Here is a 20,474-nt window from a genome sequence, read left to right as displayed (position 1 = left end):
GTGAAATTTTTTACTTAAAATGTTTGGTAAATAGTAAGATAATTTACCGATGAGTATGTTAAAACCTTAATAATATTAAGTGTTTAAGATAAGGGGAGCTTTTTTTTAAGTATTTTTGATTGATAATCAGTAAGATACTTTTTGTATGGTTGTGAGACGTCTAATATACATTACTTTCCTATTTTCCTGTTTTACAGGGATTTCTCAGGTTTCTAAAAGTATTGACCGAGATAGTATCCTAAGAATTTTAAAAGAATCAAAAGCAAATTTGGTAAGACTTTCGGATCCCAAGCATAGTAAAGGAATATACCTGCTGGATTTGGCAGAAAACCTTACCGATACCATGAACGATATTAACTTAAAGATATTAGTTAACCGGCATAGGTTAGAGTATTTTATTAATATTAGAGACACTCTCATGGCAGAGGAGTATCTTAAGAAAAACCTTATCCTTATCAAAAAAGTAGGTGATAAAAGAGAATTAGGTTTGTATTATGAACGATTGGGTGCAGTTAGGTCCTTAAGGAAGAATGGAGAGGTTGAATTAGAAATTTTTAAAACTGCAAGTGAATTGCTAAATGAGTATGGTGAGAAAAGAGATTTGATAGATGCAAATTATAATTTGGGTATTACCTATAAAAAAGCAAGAGAGTGGGAAAAGTCAATATATCATTCATTAATTTCACTAAATGCCATAAAAGATACCAAAGAGAAAGAAAACAGAAAAAAACATTTATACCTGCATCTCGCAGAATGTTATATTAATCTAGGGAATTTTGAAAAGGCAGATGTTTATTTCGAAAAGATAGAAAATGACGAGTATTTTAAGATCAATGATCTTTTTTTTGCTGGCTTTTTTTATAAAATAAAAGGCTTGTATTTTGAAACTAAAGAATCGTATAAGCAGTCTTCGTTCAATTATAACAAATCTTCTCAGAAATTTTATGATTTTGGTTTCGAAAGAAGTAAGCAAATAAGTGCTTCGCATAGCCTAACAGCCAAACTAAATTTAAAAGAAGAAGAAAATAAAAGAATACGGGTAGAGAATAAACTTAATCAAGAACAACTTAGAAATGATAAGTATGTGATTTTATTAGGAACCCTTGTTATTTTAGGCTTGTTGGTTATGATTATAAATCAATACCGATCTTCTGTATACAAAAACAAGATTAACCACTTATTACAAGAGAATAATAAAAAATTGTATAAAACTAGTCAAAAGTTAGATAAAGCATTAAAGGCAAAATCTGATTTTTTAGATTCTGTAACACACGAATTATTGACCCCATTAAATACAATAAAGGGACTTGCTTTTTTATTAAGAAAGGAAAAGCTAACAGATAGACAGAAAGAAAGGGTTGATTTGTTAAACTCTTCTAGTGAACAGTTATTAAGTCTTATTAATAAGGTTATTGATATCAATGTTCTTGACAATGAAGAAGTAAAACTAAATAAGGAAGAGTTTGATCTTAAAAATCTACTGCATAGTATTGTAGATTCTTTGACTACAGAAAAATCTTCGACCAACAGGATGCATGTCAAAATAGATGATTCTATTCCCAATCTTTTGTGCGGAGATGTTCTTAAAATCTCTCAAGTAGTGATTAATATATTGAGTAACTCCCTGAAATTTACAAAAAATGGAGATATTTATTTTCAAGTTTCATTGGTTTCGGTAGTAGAAAATATAGCAAAAATTAAGTTTCATATTTGGGATACAGGAATAGGAATGTCAAAAAAACAAAAAGCAAATGCTTTTGATACGTTTCGACAAGGCTCTGTGAAAATTAATAGAAACTATGGAGGTACTGGACTTGGATTAACAATATCAAAAAAAATATTGGACCTTCATAATAGTGAGATTGTGGTAGATTCAAAATTAAGAAAAGGAACTTCTGTGTCATTTTTGATAGATTTTAACCTGCCTAAAAAGAGTAAATTAAACTATAAGATTAACGGGAGTAGTCATAATGATAATATCCATGTTTTGTTGGTCGAGGATAATAAAGTGAATCAGCTTATTGTAAAGAAAATAATTTCTGATTATGGTTTTGGGTGTGACTCTGCAAACGACGGAGAAGAAGCAGTTGCTATGGTGAAAGAAAATAGTTATTCTTTGGTGTTAATGGATATTATGATGCCAAGAATGGATGGCTTTGAGGCAACAAAGTTTATAAAATCATTTAATAAAACGCTTCCAATCGTGGCACTTACTGCAATATCAGAAAGGCTTAACAAAGAAAAATTTAACGAAGTAGGGATCCGGACTGTTTTAAGCAAGCCTGTAAACCCCGAATTGCTTTATGAAACTATTATTCAACATAAATAAAAATTAACCTTTAATAGAGCCTATAATTAGGTTTGCGGTTTTTTGACTAGCACCTTTTCCTCCTAATTTTTTCTCAAGATCATAATAATCTAAAAATAACACGGCTCTTTTGTAATCATCAATGATAATAGCAAGTTCTTTTTTTAAGTTTTTAGTGTTAAAATCATTTTGTATTAATTCTTTTACAACCGGTTTATCCATGATAAGATTTACTAAAGAAATATAATCAAGATTGATGATTCTTTTTGCTATTTGATATGAGATAGCATTTCCCTTATAACATACCACTTGTGGGACTTTAAATAAGGCAGTCTCTAGGGTAGCAGTTCCAGAGGTTACAAGTGCAGCATTACTTAGGCTTAATAAATCATATGTTTGATTCATCACTAGATGGGCTTTTTTGTTTTTTATAAATGAATTGTAAAATTCTTTACTTTGACTAGGAGCTCCTGCAATAATGAATTGATATTCAGGAAAATCGTCGACAAGATCAAGCATTACTGCTAACATTTTACGTATTTCCTGTTTTCTACTTCCTGGTAATAAGGCAATTATAGGGCGATCATCCAAATTATGTTTTCGTTTAAAATTTTCGGGCATAATTTGTTTATGATCTGTTATTGCATCGATCAGAGGGTGTCCGACAAAATTTACATCATAATTGTATTTTTTGTAAAATCTTTTTACAAAAGGAAGTATCACATACATGTGATCTATGGTCTCTTTTATTGTTTTAATCCGCCCGGCACGAGAGGCCCATACCTGCGGACTTATATAATAATGCGTGCTATATCCTAAAGGTTTAGCCCATTTGGCAATACGTAAATTAAATCCAGAGTTGTCAATAAAAACTAGTGCATCAGGTTGGTACTTTTCAATATCCTTTTTGCAATACTTTATATGCCCCAGTATTTTTCTAAGATTCATCAATACTTCTATGAATCCCATAAAAGCACGTTCCTTATAATGAGTAACCAGCGTACCACCTATTGCCTTCATGAGGTCGCCTCCCCAGAATCTAAATTCTGCTTCGGGATCTTCCTTAAGTATTGATTTCATCAGATTTGAACCATGCAAATCTCCAGATGCTTCTCCGGCGATGAGGTAGTATTTCATGTAGTATTATGTATTAGGAATCTATAAATTATTTTATTCTGATATTTTGGGGGTGATATAAATATAATGATACTTATAATGCTACCCAAATTTACTTATTGCAATACATAAAGCAGCAATTAATGAAGCAAGAAGTACACCACGAGCCCGATAATAATTGTTCTTTTTTAAGAAGAAAAAGAAAATAAATAAGTTTGGGAGTGTTCCCAAAGCAATTAAACTTCCTAAAGAACCATTGGATATTGAAGCCGAAATTGTTTCAGAAAATCCTAATTGCTGTTTGCTTAATGCAGAAAAAATAAATATGCATAGGATAAAGCCTAAGCCTGCTGAGAGTAACCCGGTAACAAAGCCGAGACCAATTTCTTTTTTAATCATTTAAAGACCAGTTGTTTAGTTCTTGTATAAAATGGTGAGCGGTTAAATCGAACTGAGTGGGGACTACAGAAATATATCCTTGTTGTAGTGCCCATTCATCGGTATCTTCGCCTTTATCTTCGTTGACAAATTTGCCAGAAAGCCAATAATAATCGCGCCCCATAGGGTTGGTTCGTTTATCAAACTCTTCTACCCAATGTGCATGAGCCTGGCGACAAATTTTGATACCTTTTATATCTTCCTTTGCCAACTTAGGAATGTTAACATTTAGGACTACTCCCTTTGGTAACCCATTGTCCAAAACGTTCATTACAATAGATTTTACATACTTTTTAGAAGGCTCAAAGTCTGCATCCATAGCATAATCCAATAACGAAAATCCTATGGCGGGTATTCCTTCAATTCCCGCTTCGACAGCGGCACTCATTGTACCCGAATAAATAACGTTAATGGCAGAATTCGAACCGTGATTTATACCGCTAACACATAAATCAGGTTTTCTGTCAAGAATAGCTCTAGATGCCATTTTGACACAATCAACCGGGGTTCCAGAGCAACTATACTCTTTTTGCGGATCATTCTTGTTAATCACTACAGGATCGCAAAAAAGAGTGCTGTTTATAGTAATGGCATGTCCCATACCACTTTGAGGACTATCAGGGGCAACTACCACAACATCACCAATTTCGTTCATAATTTCAATCAATGTACGTATTCCAGGGGCAGTAATTCCATCATCATTAGTGACAAGAATTAGTGGTTTTTTTTGCGCCATAGTCTATTTTTTTTTCGAACGTAAAAATACATTTTTTAGGCGAAAACGAGGTTGGTAATTGTACCAGATACAATCAAAAATATAGTTTACCTGTATTTTAACACTTAATATCCCTCTGAGGATGCTAAAATATTAGCTTGTTTAAGAAAAAATTAGTAATATTACCTGTTAAATGGCATGGTTTTTATTATCTTTTGCCTATATCCCTAAATTTTATGAACGTATGAAAAAGAGTTTTTTGGTTTTGATGATTACCGTAATTGTTTCTGCAGCTTCTTGCAGCTTTACAACGAAGGTAAAAAATGATCCAGATAAGGACAAATTACTTATTGATTTGATTAGCTATGTGCTTGGTAAAGGGCACTATGATGCAAAAGATATGAATGATGACTTCTCTAAAGAAGTTTTTTCTGATTACATTGATGCGCTTGACCCATTGAAGCGGTATTTTTATCAAAGCGACATCGACGAATTTAAAAAATATGAAAAGTTAATCGATGATGAGATAAGAGACAAAAGAATTAACTTCTTTAATCTTACCTATGAAAGACTTCAGGAAAGAATGTCTGAAGCCAGATGGTTACACAAAGAAATTTTAGAATACCCTTTTAATTTCGAAAAGGACGAAGAAATTAATACAGACTATGAGAAGATTTCTTACGCAACTAATAAGAATGAAATGAGAGAACGTTGGAGATTGCAGCTTAAGTTTAATGCATTGTCCAGTTATTATGATAAAGTTCAGGAACAAATAGATTCTATTACAGAAAACAGTGACTATAAGCGTAAAACCTCGGGTGTTTTGGAAGAAGAAGCACGTGATATAACAAGAACATCATTACAGGAATATTTTGAGTTTGCAGATGATTTAGAAAGAAAAGATTGGTTTTCTGTATATATCAACTCGATTGTAGAAGAGTTTGATCCTCATACGTACTATTTTGCACCAAGGGATAAAGATAGGTTTGATATAGCCATGTCTGGAAAATTAGAAGGTATAGGAGCTAGACTACAAAAGAAAAACGATAACGTACAGATAATCGAAGTTATTTCTGGGGGGCCAGCATGGAGAGGTAACGAGGTAGAAGTAGGAGATCTTATCATGAAAGTGAAACAGGAAGATGAACAAGAGCCTGTAAGTATTGTAGGGATGCGACTGGATGATGCGGTTAGACTTATAAAAGGGCCTAAAGGAACCAAAGTTTCTTTAACCATTAAGAAGGTAGATGGTACGACAGAAATTATTGATATCATTAGAGATGTTGTAGAGTTAGAAGAAACTTATGCAAAATCATCTATCGTAAAGAAAGAGGATAAGAAATTCGGGATCGTAAACTTACCTAAGTTCTACTTCAATATGAAGGATTATAATGAACGTAACGCTGCAAAAGACGTAAAACAAGAGATTGTACGACTTAAAAAACAAAATATGGATGGGCTTGTAATAGATTTACGCGATAACGGTGGTGGATCATTACAAACTGTAGTAGACATTGCTGGACTTTTTATAGAGTCAGGACCAATTGTACAAGTTAGAACAAAAGGAGAATCTCCAGAAGTATTAAGTGATAAAGATAGAACAGTACTTTGGGATGGGCCACTGGTTATATTAGTTAATGAACTATCAGCTTCAGCTTCAGAAATTTTGGCTGCAGCAATGCAAGATTATAAAAGAGCTATCATTATCGGAAGCAAGCAAACATATGGTAAAGGAACGGTTCAAAATGTAATGGATCTAAACCGATGGATGCGTAGTAATGATTTTGGAGATCTGGGAGCGTTAAAGTTAACTACTCAGAAGTTTTATAGAGTAAATGGTGGTTCAACCCAATTAGAAGGTGTAAAAAGTGATGTTATTGTTCCTGATAGATATAGTTATATAGATATTGGAGAGAAAGATCAGGAAAATCCGCTTCCGTGGGATAAAATTGCAGCTGCAAATTATACACTTTGGAACGGTTATATTGATTTTGAGCAAACTATAAATAGTAGTAAGCAGAGAATGTCTAAAAATGATCAATTAAAATTAATTGATGAGAACGCCAAATGGGTAAGTCAAAAAAGAGATATTAATGTGTATTCGCTGAAGTATAGTAAGTACAAAGAAAATATAGAATTAAATAAAAAACAAGCAGAACGTTTTGAAGCTATTAACGATTATCAAACAAATCTTACTTTTGAATCATTACCATATGAGAAGAAATTAATTGTTGAAGATTCTGTCTTGGCCGAAAAAAGAAAAAGATGGCATGAGAGTTTGTCTAAGGATGTCTATGTAGAAGAAGCGATTAGTGTTCTTGAAGATTTAAAAACGAATAATATCAAAAAATCTAAGAACTCTCTTACCTTAAAGCACTAACAATTTTTAATGTCTGAGGTAAAATCAAATTCATTAAGCAAATTAGCGCTCCAAAAATTCAAGAAGAATTTTTGGGGCGTTTTGAGTTTTAGCTTTATTGTATTATGTGCTTTTATAGCACTTTTTGCGTATGTGCTAGCTCCTAATGATTCGCAAAATGCTAACCAAATGCATTTGTCTATTCATTCTAAACCACCAGGTTTTAAAGTTCAAATGTTAACTATTCCCTCAAAAAATGTTGCTGATCAATCATTCTTAAATCGGCTCTTTTTTGGAAAGAAAAATACAGATACAGAAATTCCTATCGAACGATATGTGATGAAACAAGGTGCGATAATGGTATCACCTTATAGCGAAGGTGAAATCGTTGAGTTATCTAAAGAAATTAAATTAGACCAGTTTCCTACTGGATTAACAGCGAATGAGGTAGTACAAACATTCATTAAAGATCAAACATTCATACTGGGGACCGATAAATACGGAAGAGACTTATTGAGTAGAATGCTTATAGGGATTCGAATTTCGTTTTCTATTGGTTTTGTTGCGGTATTGATCTCACTAATCTTAGGGATATCATTAGGTGCCTTAGCGGGCTATTTTGGAGGCAAGGTAGATGCTGCTATAATGTGGCTCATTAACGTTACCTGGTCCATTCCTACGTTGTTGTTGGTGATAGCAATTACACTCGCTTTGGGAAAAGGTTTTTGGCAGGTTTTTATTGCTGTTGGTTTAACCATGTGGGTCGATGTGGCAAGAGTTGTTCGTGGACAGGTATTAGGGGTAAAGCAAATGCAATATATAACGGCTGCCAGAGCATTAGGCTATACAGATCTTAGAATTATTACTCAGCATATCTTACCCAATAGTTTGGCTCCGGTTATTATTATTTCTGCGGCAAATTTTGCAGCAGCGATTTTGATAGAAAGTGGATTAAGTTTTTTGGGAATTGGAGCTCAGCCACCTATGCCAAGTTGGGGAGCGATGATCAAAGATCATTATTCGTATATCATATTAGGTAAAGCTTATCTGGCAATTATACCCGGGTTAGGTATTATGAGTTTGGTGATGGCGTTTATGTTAATGGGGAATGCTTTAAGAGATGCACTCGATGTAAAAAGATAAAAAGCAACGAAAACCTATAGGTTCTCGTTGCTTTTTTGGCGTGTCATATTACTTATTTAATGGTGTAAACCAGGAACAGGAGAACTGACATCAGGATAAGTGCTATTACATGGTGTGGCTACTATTCTTATAATTCCTTCCAGGCCATGAACTTTACATCCACAATCCTCTTCGGTAGGAAGAGAGAACCTCTCCTTTAATTGTAATCTTTAGGTCTTTGTTCAGTGGTTGACATCTTTTAACGATAGAATTTTTGATAACATAATTAAATGATTTAAGAGTGAATATATCTTGGTTTTATATAGAACTTGTTTAAACTTTTTTCAATTCGCTATAAAAATGCCCTTTTTTACCCAATTTTCATCTTTTTCTTACTTCGTAGCGCTGCTATGAAGCGCAAAAAATAGCTCAATTGAGCAAAAAATCATCATTTTTCGCATGAATCAAAAAAGTTTAAACCAGTTCATAATATAACTAGCCAACTAGTATTAGGTTAGGAACAAATAGGAGATATTGAGTTTAATAAAACTACTACTACTAGAATTTGGTTTAAACCAAATTCTAGTAGTTTGATAAGATATAGAAAAAATAAAACCTACTATATTATCTTATTTTCCATTTGGATCTGGACATGGGCTTCCACAAGTAATAATCGTAATGGCTAACATTCCTCTATGGTCTCTGTAGACACAAGTGCATCCATCGTCAATAGGAAAATCTAGACCACCACTAATTGTGCTTTGTTGATTTTTACTTAATGGTTTTACATTTTTTAAGTTCTGGATTTTTGATAACATAATTAAATGATTTTAAAAGTGAATATATCTTGGCTTTATGTAAAATAATTTGCCAACTGGGGCTAAGATAAGAATGTAATTTGTCACATTTTACCCTGAAAACAGGGGTTTTGTTATTAATTATGAATTTTCTATTCGCACAGTAAAGAAATGTGTGAATAGAAAATTGTATATACTTTAGAGGTTATATACAGCCTATGAAAAAAATGATTTAAGCTTCAACGGTCTCTGGGGATTCCGATTTAGAACTATTATGTTTTTCGACTGTCATATTCATAAAATGAAAAAACTCTGAATAACTATATTTTTGAGGATATAGCGTATCATTAATCAAAGAAGCTGGAGTATAGTAGACATTGTTTTGTTGTGCCCATTCTGATTGCTTTTTTACTACTTCTGAGATTTCATTAAAATTCTGAGGAATAGTATGTTTTTTCATCCAGGTACTATGTGTTCTGTCGGTGAACCAGCTGTTATATGCCTCAATAAATCCATCAGCCCCTTTTTTGCTATAAATGTCAAAAAGTGTAAAAACAATTTGTGCAGCTTGATTATTAGTATCTTCTACATTTACATTAAATCTAATGCGAATCTGAAGCTGATCTCCCAGAGATTTTAGAACTCTTGTATAAGCTTCAAAAGCATCTTTACAATATCCACACATAGGATTAGAAAGCGCTATAATCTTTAATGGAGCATTTGAATTACCCAGTACAATTTCATTTTCTATAGAAGAGTTGTCCTTAATTTTTTCAGATAGTTCCATTAGATGAGTATAAATCTGCTCATCTCTTTTAAATTGATTTAGTTTTAAGTTGTCCCCTTTATACTTTTTATTTTCCTCTATTTTTTCCTTTAAAAAGAAATATAACAAGGCAACAATAGACAATACCACTACAAAGTTAATTGTAGGATAAAAATAAAGTGTAAACGGAAGGTTGAAGAATGCTACAGCTGCTAGACCAATGGATATAATACCTATAGCAAGACATATCGCACACCATTTCTTGACAACAAATGCTTGCGCATATAAAGAATAAATAACTATTGGGATACCCAATAACGAAGAAATAAGCAAAACGGTGTCAAAACCATAGAATATTTGAAATAGGGTTACTGTGCTAAAAAAAATCATTCCGGCATCTGCCAAAGAAATTTTACCAAAAATTTTACCGCTATTATTATTGATGACATCGTTACAGCTAGAATTTCCTATAGAATTACAGAATTGATGCATGGCTTGAGATTGCATTCCCAGACTTTCTCTTAAAGCAAAATAACTAAATACAGTACCGGTAATCGATAACAAAATGAAAACTATTTGAGTAAGATCCCAGGACCTGTTATAAATACTGATGCCTAGCCCTATTGCCAACAGAGAGAATAAAGCTACTTGAAGAACTGATCGGTTACTTTGAAACAGTTTTTGAGCACTGTTGTATTCTACAGCTATTACTTTTGGAACCCATATTTCTTTAAACTCTTCAGAACTGTATTTTTTCTTCTTTTGTGGAGCATGTTTAAGGGTGATATGACTTTCTCCTTTGATAACAGATACGATCTCTTCTCCCTTTTCTGTATTTATCAAAGAAACGAAGCTTTCCGGAAGTTGATCCAATGCTTCTTTAGGAACTTCGACAGCTATGTTATCAATGCTAAAATAATCCAACGTATCTGTAATAGACTGAAAACTTGGGTAGCTTGGATGTATTTGTAATTGCAGTTCTAAATCCTTCTTATCGTAGTCTCTAATATTGTTTTGAACTAAAACACTTTCTACGATTTTTTCGATTGTAGCACTCATAGGTTTATGTTGTTTTAAGATGATATTTATGTGAACGCTTACCGCAATTAATTTGGGTAATAACTCATGGCACAAATTAAAATTGTAAGTAAAAACCAGAAGTAATGATCAAAAGCGATATGGCTAATATAAAAATTAGAAAATAACGAAGGAAGCATAAGTAAGAAAATAAATTGAAATGATGGTAATTAGATAGATTTTTTGTGATCTCTTGGTTAATAGATGAGACATAATAAGCTACTCTATTTAAACAAGAACATTATGTTTTGCACAGGTAAGGTTAAAAATGAAAATAAGTATTCGTTAGAAATCAAGATGTAGTTGTCTGACTATTTTAATATTTTCGCATCTTAATAATCGCAAACTGATGAATAAAAGAAAATATATATACCCTATCCTTATTATCATAGTGACTATTGTTTTTTACTATACCGAAGAATATATAGACACGACGAATGCTTCGAATAAAACTACAAAGGATATAAAAGATGAAGGGTTTTATTATTTACCATCATCTACTACCGGAGTTGTTATCGTTCATGATCATTATGCTTTGTCTTATTCTGAAAAGCACGAACAGGCAGAATGGGTAGCATATGAATTAAAAAAGTCACACCTGTCCAAAAACGAATTTAAACGCCCTTATTTTGAAGAAGACAAAAAGATAAGATCTTCTTCGGCGCATTGGCGTAATTATAAGAAGTCTGGTTATGACAGAGGACACTTATGCCCTGCAGGTGATAGAAGATTTACCTATGATGCTTTTGAAGAGACTTTTCTAACATCGAATATAAGCCCTCAAAATCATCAATTTAATAGTGGTATCTGGAACGATCTTGAGCAAAAGGTACGTTACTGGGCAAAGAAATATAATGGGGTATACGTAGTAACTGGAGGTGTGTTATCAAAGGGACTTAAAACGATTGGTTACGAACATGTTTCTGTACCCAATTATTTTTATAAGGTAATATTAGATGATTCTTCTGCTTCTCCAAAAATGATTGCATTTTTAATACCTCATAAAGATACAGATAAGGCTTTGAAAGAATTTGTGGTTCCTGTAGATAAAATAGAAGACTTAACAGGTATTGATTTTTTTGGAGCATTAGAAGATAAAATAGAGGAAAGGTTAGAGGCTAGTTCTTCTTTTGGTGGTTGGAAATTTTGATTGCATTACCATTCATTAACTCGATTAGCATCTAATTTTACAAAGATAAAGAGTAACACAGTAAATCCCCATAAACCGGATCCCCCATAACTAAAAAAGGGTAGAGGGATACCAATGGTGGGCATCAGTCCGGTAACCATTCCTACATTAATGGCAAAATGGGTAAATAGAATGCCAATAACACTATAGCCATATACCCTACTAAACTGGTTTTTTTGCCGTTCTGCAAGATAAATAAGCCGAATTAGTAATACGACAAACAAGGCAACAACAATAGTAGCTCCTATAAACCCCCATTCCTCTCCAACGGTACTAAAGATATAATCGGTATGTTGTTCAGGGACAAACCCTCCTTTGGTTTGGGTACCTTCTTTCCAACCTTTACCAATCCAACCCCCGCTACCTATCGCAATTTCGCTTTGATTCGTATTGTAACCGATTCCTTTGGCATCGACTTCTTTACCCAAAACGATATTAAATCGATCTCTGTGTCTTTGCTCGAATACATGATTAAAAATATAATTTACAGAAAAACAAAATCCACTAATCACCAAAAGGGTAAGTAGGTATCTGGAGTATTTTGGTTTTTGTTTTCTTTTTTTAATAAGAATAAACAACATGATTACCGCAATAGTAAGAACTACCCAAATCGGATTAAATAATAGGGTGAGTATAAATAGTACTGCAGACGAGGCTCCTATAATTAAGTAAATTGCAGCCAACCCTTCTCTGTACAAAGGAAAGAAAAATGCAGCATATACCAGTGCACTACCAGGGTCTGGTTGAGGTATAATCACCAAAGCGGGTAATGCAATAATCAAAAATGCTTTTAATTGATGATTAATACGCTTTATATTGGTCTGCATATCGCTTAAAAACTTAGCTAATGCTAGTGCGGTACATGCTTTAGCAAACTCTGATGGCTGTAATCCAACAGGCCCAAAGCTATACCAAGAGGTAGCTCCGTTTACATTTTTACCAAAGACAAATAAGCCAAGAAGCGAGAGTATGGATATTACATAGATCAAACCTGCAAAGCGTTCATAGAATTTGGCTTCGATGGCTTGTGTAATAATGATAAGAACAAGGCTTAGTAGAATCCAATAAGCTTGCTTTACATATACTTGTGATATGTCAAAAAAAGAAAAAGCATCGATTTCGTAGGATGCAGAGTAAATATTTCCCCACCCAAAACCAACGAGTACGATAAATATAAGTACTGTTATCCAATCGATTGCAGCAACACTAGACTTTGCCATTATTGATTAATTTTAAAAGGTTGGCCGCTATAGGGTTTGGCATATTCATCTTCTAGACTATGAGTAAGAAGCCAATCTTCCAGATCTTTTCTTTCAATTTCTTCTTTTAAATGTTTTTCGATCATCAGGGTCGCTATTTTGCCCGCATAACGAGCACCATAATAACCGTTTTCTATGAATACTGCAAGTGCAATTCTTGGATTGTTTTTTGGTGCAAAGGCAATAAAAACGGAGTGGTCAGTAAGCTGCGTTTTTACGCCATTTATTTTCGTAAAGTTTTCTGCAGTACCGGTTTTTCCACAAATATCGATCTTATTCGATTGTAAATGAACAGCAGTACCTCTTGTGTATACTTCATGCATACCCTGTATAATCGGTTCAAAATGCTCTTTATCTATGGTAGTTACTTTTGCAATGGTATAATTTTCATTTTCGATTGGTTTGCCATCGATAGCTTTAATAATATGTGGTGTGTAATAAAATCCCCTGTTGGCAATTGCAGCAGTCATGTTTGCCAGTTGAATAGGAGTGGCTAGTACTTCTCCCTGGCCTATGGCATTTGATATTGTTGCTGAGGCATACCATTTATAAGTTGGGTAACGGTATACTTTGTTATAATATTTTGATGTTGGGACCTTACCTCGTTTCCCAACCGGTAAATCGTTACCCAAAAATTTACCCAATCCAAAGCTTTTAACGTGTTTGCTCCAAACATCCATTCCTTCTTGGGGAGTGTCATACTTTTCAATAATCCTCCTGTAAACAGTTGCAAAATAAGCGTTACAAGAGTTCGCGATCCCAGGGATCATACTAAGAGGGCCATAATGAGCATGGCATCCTAATTTTCGACCTTTACCGTAATAGTATCCCATACTACAGGAAACAGTTTCTTGGGTATCTATAATCCCTTCTTGCAATCCAATTAAACCATTAATGGTTTTAAAAGGCGACCCAGGAGGATATTCTCCTTGTAGGCCTCTGTCAAATAATGGTTTGGCAATGGTGTCGTAATACAATTTGGTAAAATTAGGAGATCGTTTTCGTCCTACTAATAGTTCAGGTTTGTAGGTCGGAGCAGTAACCAGAGCCAAAATCTCTCCCGTAGAGGGCTCTAAAGCAACAATCCCTCCTCTTTTATTTTGCATTAATTTTTGACCATATGCCTGTAACTTTGAATCCAGGGTAATGGTAAGGTCTTTTCCGTTTACAGGTAAGGTATCAAATCTTCTGTTTTTGTAGGGGCCTAAATCTCTATTGAAACGGTCTTTTTGAATTCGTTTTACCCCTTTAATACCTCTTAGTTCTTTTTCGTATTGTTTTTCAACACCGTCAATACCAATTAGATCTCCAGAAATATAATAAGGGTTTTTAGCAATTAATCGTTCATTTACCTCGCCAATATAACCTAATACATTAGCGGCAAGTGTAGTCTGATAATCTCTAAGTGATCGTTTTTGAATATAAAATCCTTCAAACTTCCTCATTTTTTCCTGAAGATAGGCATATTCGTCTTTGGTTAATTGCGGTATGACTATCGAAGGAACCCTAGGAGAGTATCTTCTGGCTTTATCTAATCTTTTAATGAGTTTTTCTTTGGTGATTTTAAGAATCGAACAAAATTCTAAAGTATCAAAAGGTTTTAATTCTCTTGGGATCACCATTACATCATAAGAAGGTTGATTAGTTACCAAAAGCTTTCCGTTTCTATCATAAATTGCACCACGCTGTGGGTAATCATAAATTACTTTGATCGCATTATCTTCTGATAAAGAGGCAAACGACGTATTGTAAATTTGCAGGTAAAATAGCCTCGAAACAAAGACAATACCCGTGGTAACTATTATTAAGTATAGTAAGAGTTTTCTCATGAATCACTTCTTCTAAATAACACCAAAACCAACATGGTTATCACTATTGTAAATATACTGGTGAACAACGCTTTTTTGATAATTAATAGTATGTGAGAGAAGTTAAAAATTTCTAACGAAAAAAGGACAATATGATGTGTTAAAACAAGGAGTACCACATAGGCCAGTCGTTCACCAAAACGAACGTTGCTTAATTTTACGGTCTGAAACTCATAGCTAAGACCAAAAGCCGATCGTAAAGCAACGGGACGAAAAAAAGCAATGATAGTACAGGCGGCGGCATGTATTCCTCCAGAATCCCCAAACATATCTATGCATAATCCTAATAAGAAACTTAAGGCTAAAAAAAGTCCTTTGTTAATATTAATAGGAGCTAGTAGAATAAAAATAATGTAGATATACGGGTTTAAAAAACCTAGGAAATTAACATGGTTAAGGATAAGTACCTGTACCAAAACTAAAATAACGAACCTAATGATATGCAATATAATATCCTTATTCATAATTTAATTTTCTAAACTCTTAATTTCATTAGCGTTTTTGTTTTCTATGGAGTAAACAAAACCAATGTTTGTCATATCATTAAATAATTTAACATCAATAAGATAATAACTTTTGTTTTGATTCAATTTATAATTTAGAATGGTGCCAATTCCTATCCCTTTAGGAAAAATGGTTGATCTTCCGTGAGTGATAATGGTGTCTCCTTCTTTTAAAATAGCTTGTCTGGGTATGGTTTCTAACTGAACAATATTTGGATTCTTACCATCCCAGGTTAAAGAACCATATTGGTCTGATTTTTTTAAACCGGCATTAATTCTGGAATTGCTGTTGAGAATAGAAATTACCCGGCTATAATTTTTTGATGTGTTTTCTATAATACCAATAATCCCTTTATCTGTTATCACACCCATATCGGCAAATAAGCTGTCATTTTCACCTTTGTCAATTAAAATGTAATTATCAGTTTTACTATAATCATTTTTAATAACTCTTGATTTGGTAAATGCATAAGGTGCATCAAAGGATACTGTATCAATAATTTTTTTGGAGATCGTATCTATTTCTAAAGCACTTAATTGATTTCTTAACCTTTCGTTCTCTTCTAATAGCCTTTTGTTTTCTGTTTTAAGATTAAAATAATTACTAACAGAATATCGCCAATTATAAATCCCACCGGTTAAAAAATTAGTAGAGCTTATAAATTTACTTTTGTGATATGAATGTGACTGAATTGTAAAAATCAAAGACAAAAATAAAAGCAAAAGAAATAGCAGAAAATGTTTATTCTTTATTAAAAAATTAATAATCTGCCGCATGTGATTTAGACTATAAAGATTGTTAAGTTAAGCATACAAATACAGTTGTTAATTCTTTAAGAACCGTATTTTAATGCAGGATAACGTAAAATCAGAAAATTAGGTATATTATAAAGATAGTTTTTTCAATTATTTTATAAGTACACTTTTATATCTATTTAAATTTTTAAGCGTAATTCCTGTTCCTCTAACAACTGCTCTTAATGGGTCTTCTGCTATGTATACTGGTAAATCTGTCTTTTGCGATAAGCGTTTGTCTAAGCCACGAAGCATAGAACCACCACCTGCAAGATAGATACCGGTGTTATAGATATCTGCAGCTAATTCTGGAGGAGTCTGTGACAACGTCTCCATAACAGCATCTTCGATACGTAGTATCGATTTGTCTAATGCCTTGGCCATTTCTCGATATGAAATCTGAACTTGTTTTGGTTTTCCGGTAAGCAAATCACGCCCCTGTACATTCATTTCTTCTGGAGGTAATTCCAAATCCTCTGTAGCGGCACCTATTTGTATTTTAATTTTTTCTGCAGTGCGTTCACCTACATATAAATTATGTTGTGTTCGCATATAATATATAATATCGTTTGTGAAAACGTCTCCTGCAATTTTTACAGATTTATCACAAACAATTCCTCCCAAAGCAATGACTGCAATTTCTGTAGTACCCCCTCCTATATCAACAATCATATTACCTTTGGGTTGCATAATATCAATACCGATACCTATAGCTGCAGCCATAGGTTCGTGTATAAGATATACTTCTTTACCGTTTACACGTTCGGCACTTTCTTTTACCGCACGCATCTCTACTTCAGTGATTCCAGAAGGAATACATATCACCATACGTAAAGCCGGAGCAAATAACTTTTTCTTTAAGGCAGGAATGTCTTTGATAAACATACTTATCATTTTCTCACTAGCATCAAAATCAGCAATTACACCATCTTTAAGAGGACGTATCGTTTTGATATTTTCGTGAGTTTTTCCTTGCATCATGGCTGCTTCTTTTCCTGCAGCTATGATTTTACCAGTCATAATATCTCTGGCAACTATAGAAGGACTATCTACTACTACTTTGTCATTGTGAATTACTAAGGTATTCGCGGTTCCTAAATCTATCGCGATCTCTTCGGTAAAGAAGTCAAAAAATCCCATAAAAAGTTTAAAAAAGGGGGTTAAATTTCGTAAATGTACTAAAATTAATGTTTAAAATGACGTGTTCCTGTCATAACCATCGCAATTCCGTTTTCATCACAGTAATCTATACTCAATTGATCCTTGATAGAACCTCCTGGCTGTATAACAGCTTTGATCCCTGCTTTGTCTGCTAATTCTACACAATCTGGAAATGGGAAGAAAGCATCACTCGCCATTACTGCACCATTTAGATCAAAATTAAAAGAAGCTGCTTTTTCTACAGATTGTCGTAATGCATCTACCCTCGAAGTTTGACCTGTACCACTTGCCAACAATTGTTTTCCTTTTGTAAAAACGATAGTGTTTGACTTAGTGTGTTTACAGATTTTTGAAGCAAATAAAAGATCTTCAATTTGTTCTGATGTAGGTGCAACTTTGGTAACAGTTTTAAGGTCTTCTGCTGCATCTGTTTTAAGGTCTTTACCCTGGACTAATGTTCCGTTCAAACAAGAACGTACTTGTGTAGTCGGCAATTCAATGTCTTTTTGAACTAAAAGAATTCTATTTTTTTTGCCTTTTAATATTTCTAAAGCGTCAGCGCTATAAGCAGGAGCAATTACAACTTCGCAAAAAAGCTTATGAATTTCTTCTGCAGTTGCTTTGTCTATTTCAGAATTACTAATTAAAACACCTCCAAAAGCTGAAGTGGGATCTCCGGCTAGTGCATCTACATAAGACTGTAAGACTGTAGCACGTTGTGCAAGTCCACAGGCATTGTTGTGTTTTAAAATAGCAAAGGTTGGATCTTCACCTTTAAACTCATTCATTAAATTTACCGCTGCATCTACATCTAATAAATTATTATACGATAACTCTTTACCATGAAGCTTATCGAACATAGCATCAAACTCACCAAAGAACAAACCTTTTTGGTGCGGGTTTTCTCCATATCTTAAAACCTGACCTTTAGTTTCGCTAATTTTAAGCGAAGGGATCTCATGATCGGTATTAAAATAGTTGAAAATTGCAGCATCATAATGTGAGGATACATTAAATGCTTTGGCAGCAAAACGTTTACGATCTTCGATAGAAATGGCTCCATTACCTTCAGAAATAACGTCTAAGAATTCTGAATAATCGTTTACAGATGCTACACAGGTAACATCGGCAAAGTTTTTGGCAGCTGCTCTAATTAATGAGATTCCACCTATATCAATTTTCTCTATAATATCTTGTTGAGAAGCTCCAGAAGCAACCGTTTTTTCAAAAGGATACAAATCAACGATAACAATATCGATTTGTGGTATTTCGTATTGTTCTAGTTCTGCTACATCGCTGTCATTATTTTGACGATTTAAGATACCTCCAAATACTTTTGGATGTAATGTTTTAACTCTTCCGCCAAGTATAGAAGGATAAGAAGTGACATCTTCTACAGGAACTACATTAATGCCTAAATCTTTAATAAATTTTTCGGTACCTCCAGTAGAATAGATGGTGATACCAAGGTCATTTAATTTTTCTACGATTGGGGCTAATCCATCTTTACTGAATACAGAAATTAGTGCAGATTTAGCAGTTTTTGTGTTGCTCATGGGTAAATTTAATTTGTAAAATGCAAAAGTAGTAATTTAGTATGCAATTAGACAATGAATTAGAGGTAATTGTTTTGTGAGAAATGTCTATGTCTTTGATATAGAAATTCATCTCTGTGTAAAGAAATGTCTTCTCGGTCTGCGGAAATACGATCTCTTCTCACAGAAATATGTGCTCTTCCTACGGAAATATCATCTCTGTGTAAAGAAATGTCTTCTCGGTTTACTGAAATACGATCTCTTCTCATAGAAATATGTGCTCTTCCTACGGAAATATCATCTCTATGTAAAGAAACGTCTTCTCGGTTCACGGAAATATGATTTTTTCTTATAGAAATGTTTGCTTTTGCTAAAAGTGTTCATCCAAACTTAAGATTATTTCTTTTACCAGACATTTTACATAAGAAGGTGCCAGAAATTATCCTTTTGAGTAGAGAAACAAAAACACTTCAAAATAAGAAGATGATGAAGTGTTTTTGTAACATAACTATGGCTTTAAGCGCGACTTCTACAAATCATTTGAGTTTAAACTTTAAGATAACTTCATGTGTACCATTGTTGTAGGTGGTGATGTCTGTTGTGGCATATTCATATGCATATCCAAAATTTAAAATGTTGTCAAGGAAACCAGCGGTAAAGAAAAATGTAAAACTTTCATCTAATCGGTAATTCGTTCCTAATTCAATTCTTTCTTTGTATAAAGCAGAAGCCGTAATATCTATGGTGATGGGGGCTCCTGTTACTACTTTGGTAAGAGTAGAGGGTCGTAGTTTGAAATCATCACTAAGATTAAAATCATAACCTCCTCCTAAAAAAAATGGAATATCATCATTTGCAGAAACGGGACTCACTCCTTCTTTTTCGAACCTATCATTTGCAAGTAATCCCGGGGCAGAAAGTGTAACAAAGTATTTGGGAGCCTTGAGATAAAAACCAACTCCGATATTTGGATTAAAAGTACTTACGTTTTGAGCAAACAATGGATCGTTGGATATTCCTACCTCATTAAGGTTGATATTTAAAAAACTTCCCCCAGCTTTTACACCTGCAAATAAATCTAATTCATACCCTACTTTTATTTTGTATGAAAAGTCTGCGTACAAATGCGTTTCATCTAATACGAAAACGTTATCACTAATAGCGGTTAGGCCTATACCTACTTTTTCTCCCACGGGAGAGTTTATGTTAAAATTTAGGGTTTCTGGCCCTCCCTGGACTCCAGCCCACTGACTTCGAACGCCTAATACCGCTTCTAAGTTACCATTTGTACCAGCATAAGCAGGTGTGATAACATTCATGTTGTACCGGTAAAGACTAAAATGAGGGTCTTGTTGTGAATAACCCGCAAATGAAACTGCAAGCATGAAAATTATATGTTTTATGTAATTCATCTTAATTGTAGTTTTTTGTTTTTTTATCGAATATTACAATATTCTTTCTCGAAT

17 protein-coding genes are annotated in these 20,474 nt (G+C 33.6%); 4 read left to right on the top strand and 13 right to left on the bottom strand.

The features are described from left to right. The first annotated feature begins 145 nt into the window (after nt 1-145). Nucleotides 146-2,329 (top strand): response regulator, encoded by a 2,184-nt coding sequence (locus tag ABW636_RS03880; protein ID WP_367588636.1) that lies wholly within the window; start codon nt 146-148, stop codon nt 2,327-2,329. Nucleotides 2,330-2,332: 3 nt separating this feature from the next. Here the strand turns inward: ABW636_RS03880 and lpxB are convergent, their stop codons facing one another. The 3 genes from lpxB to surE form a co-directional block, all read right to left on the bottom strand. After that, the gene (gene lpxB, locus ABW636_RS03875) at nt 2,333-3,445 is read right to left on the bottom strand and encodes a lipid-A-disaccharide synthase (RefSeq protein WP_367588635.1); all 1,113 of its coding nucleotides are present in this window, start codon (nt 3,443-3,445) and stop codon (nt 2,333-2,335) included. A gap of 81 nt (nt 3,446-3,526) precedes the next feature. Next, nucleotides 3,527-3,823 (bottom strand): hypothetical protein, encoded by a 297-nt coding sequence (locus tag ABW636_RS03870; RefSeq protein WP_367588634.1) that lies wholly within the window; start codon nt 3,821-3,823, stop codon nt 3,527-3,529. Continuing rightward, on the bottom strand, nt 3,816-4,598 hold the full coding sequence (gene surE, locus ABW636_RS03865; protein ID WP_367588633.1) for a 5'/3'-nucleotidase SurE: 783 nt from the start codon (nt 4,596-4,598) through the stop codon (nt 3,816-3,818). The genes ABW636_RS03870 and surE overlap by 8 nt, the downstream gene beginning before the upstream one ends. Nucleotides 4,599-4,821: 223 nt before the next feature. On the opposite strand from surE, the gene ABW636_RS03860 reads away from it, so the two are divergent. Further along, on the top strand, nt 4,822-6,957 hold the full coding sequence (locus ABW636_RS03860; protein ID WP_367588632.1) for a carboxy terminal-processing peptidase: 2,136 nt from the start codon (nt 4,822-4,824) through the stop codon (nt 6,955-6,957). Between the two features lie 9 nt (nt 6,958-6,966). Next, nucleotides 6,967-8,079, top strand: a complete 1,113-nt coding sequence (locus tag ABW636_RS03855) for an ABC transporter permease (RefSeq protein WP_367588631.1) — start codon at nt 6,967-6,969, stop codon at nt 8,077-8,079. Nucleotides 8,080-8,687: 608 nt separating this feature from the next. Here the strand turns inward: ABW636_RS03855 and ABW636_RS03850 are convergent. Together ABW636_RS03850 and ABW636_RS03845 are read right to left on the bottom strand one after the other, a co-directional pair. Further along, on the bottom strand, nt 8,688-8,876 hold the full coding sequence (locus ABW636_RS03850) for a hypothetical protein (protein WP_367588630.1): 189 nt from the start codon (nt 8,874-8,876) through the stop codon (nt 8,688-8,690). A 211-nt stretch (nt 8,877-9,087) separates the two neighbouring features. Further along, a complete protein-coding gene (locus ABW636_RS03845) occupies nt 9,088-10,680 on the bottom strand; it encodes a vitamin K epoxide reductase family protein (RefSeq protein WP_367588629.1) in 1,593 nt (530 codons plus the stop codon). 367 nt (nt 10,681-11,047) lie between these two features. On the opposite strand from ABW636_RS03845, the gene ABW636_RS03840 reads away from it, so the two are divergent. Further along, the gene (locus ABW636_RS03840) at nt 11,048-11,848 is read left to right on the top strand and encodes a DNA/RNA non-specific endonuclease (protein ID WP_367588628.1); all 801 of its coding nucleotides are present in this window, start codon (nt 11,048-11,050) and stop codon (nt 11,846-11,848) included. A gap of 5 nt (nt 11,849-11,853) precedes the next feature. On the opposite strand, the gene rodA is transcribed toward ABW636_RS03840, so the two are convergent. The 8 genes from rodA to ABW636_RS03800 all read right to left on the bottom strand — a co-directional run bounded on the left by rodA (nt 11,854) and on the right by ABW636_RS03800 (nt 20,393). Beyond that, nucleotides 11,854-13,107: a rod shape-determining protein RodA gene (gene rodA / locus ABW636_RS03835; protein ID WP_367588627.1), complete on the bottom strand. Its 1,254-nt coding sequence runs from the start codon at nt 13,105-13,107 to the stop codon at nt 11,854-11,856. Next, entirely contained in the window at nt 13,107-14,975 is a 1,869-nt protein-coding gene (gene mrdA, locus ABW636_RS03830) for a penicillin-binding protein 2 (protein WP_367588626.1), read from the bottom strand. Before mrdA ends, rodA begins: the two co-directional genes overlap by 1 nt. Further along, on the bottom strand, nt 14,972-15,478 hold the full coding sequence (locus ABW636_RS03825) for a rod shape-determining protein MreD (protein ID WP_367588625.1): 507 nt from the start codon (nt 15,476-15,478) through the stop codon (nt 14,972-14,974). The genes mrdA and ABW636_RS03825 overlap by 4 nt, the downstream gene beginning before the upstream one ends. 3 nt (nt 15,479-15,481) lie before the next feature. Beyond that, on the bottom strand, nt 15,482-16,294 hold the full coding sequence (gene mreC / locus ABW636_RS03820; protein ID WP_367588624.1) for a rod shape-determining protein MreC: 813 nt from the start codon (nt 16,292-16,294) through the stop codon (nt 15,482-15,484). Between the two features lie 129 nt (nt 16,295-16,423). Beyond that, the gene (locus tag ABW636_RS03815; protein WP_367588623.1) at nt 16,424-17,452 is read right to left on the bottom strand and encodes a rod shape-determining protein; all 1,029 of its coding nucleotides are present in this window, start codon (nt 17,450-17,452) and stop codon (nt 16,424-16,426) included. 44 nt (nt 17,453-17,496) lie between these two features. Beyond that, the gene (gene purH / locus ABW636_RS03810; RefSeq protein WP_367588622.1) at nt 17,497-19,029 is read right to left on the bottom strand and encodes a bifunctional phosphoribosylaminoimidazolecarboxamide formyltransferase/IMP cyclohydrolase; all 1,533 of its coding nucleotides are present in this window, start codon (nt 19,027-19,029) and stop codon (nt 17,497-17,499) included. 59 nt (nt 19,030-19,088) lie between these two features. Continuing rightward, a complete protein-coding gene (locus ABW636_RS03805; protein WP_367588621.1) occupies nt 19,089-19,340 on the bottom strand; it encodes a hypothetical protein in 252 nt (83 codons plus the stop codon). A 204-nt stretch (nt 19,341-19,544) separates the two neighbouring features. Next, on the bottom strand, nt 19,545-20,393 hold the full coding sequence (locus ABW636_RS03800; protein WP_367588620.1) for a PorP/SprF family type IX secretion system membrane protein: 849 nt from the start codon (nt 20,391-20,393) through the stop codon (nt 19,545-19,547). Nucleotides 20,394-20,474 lie beyond the last annotated feature (81 nt).

Source organism: Aquimarina discodermiae (genome assembly GCF_040786235.1).
GTDB lineage: Bacteria > Bacteroidota > Bacteroidia > Flavobacteriales > Flavobacteriaceae > Aquimarina.
The sequence above is the reverse complement of the archived record's forward strand: the minus strand, read 5'-3'. Positions and strand labels throughout refer to the sequence as shown.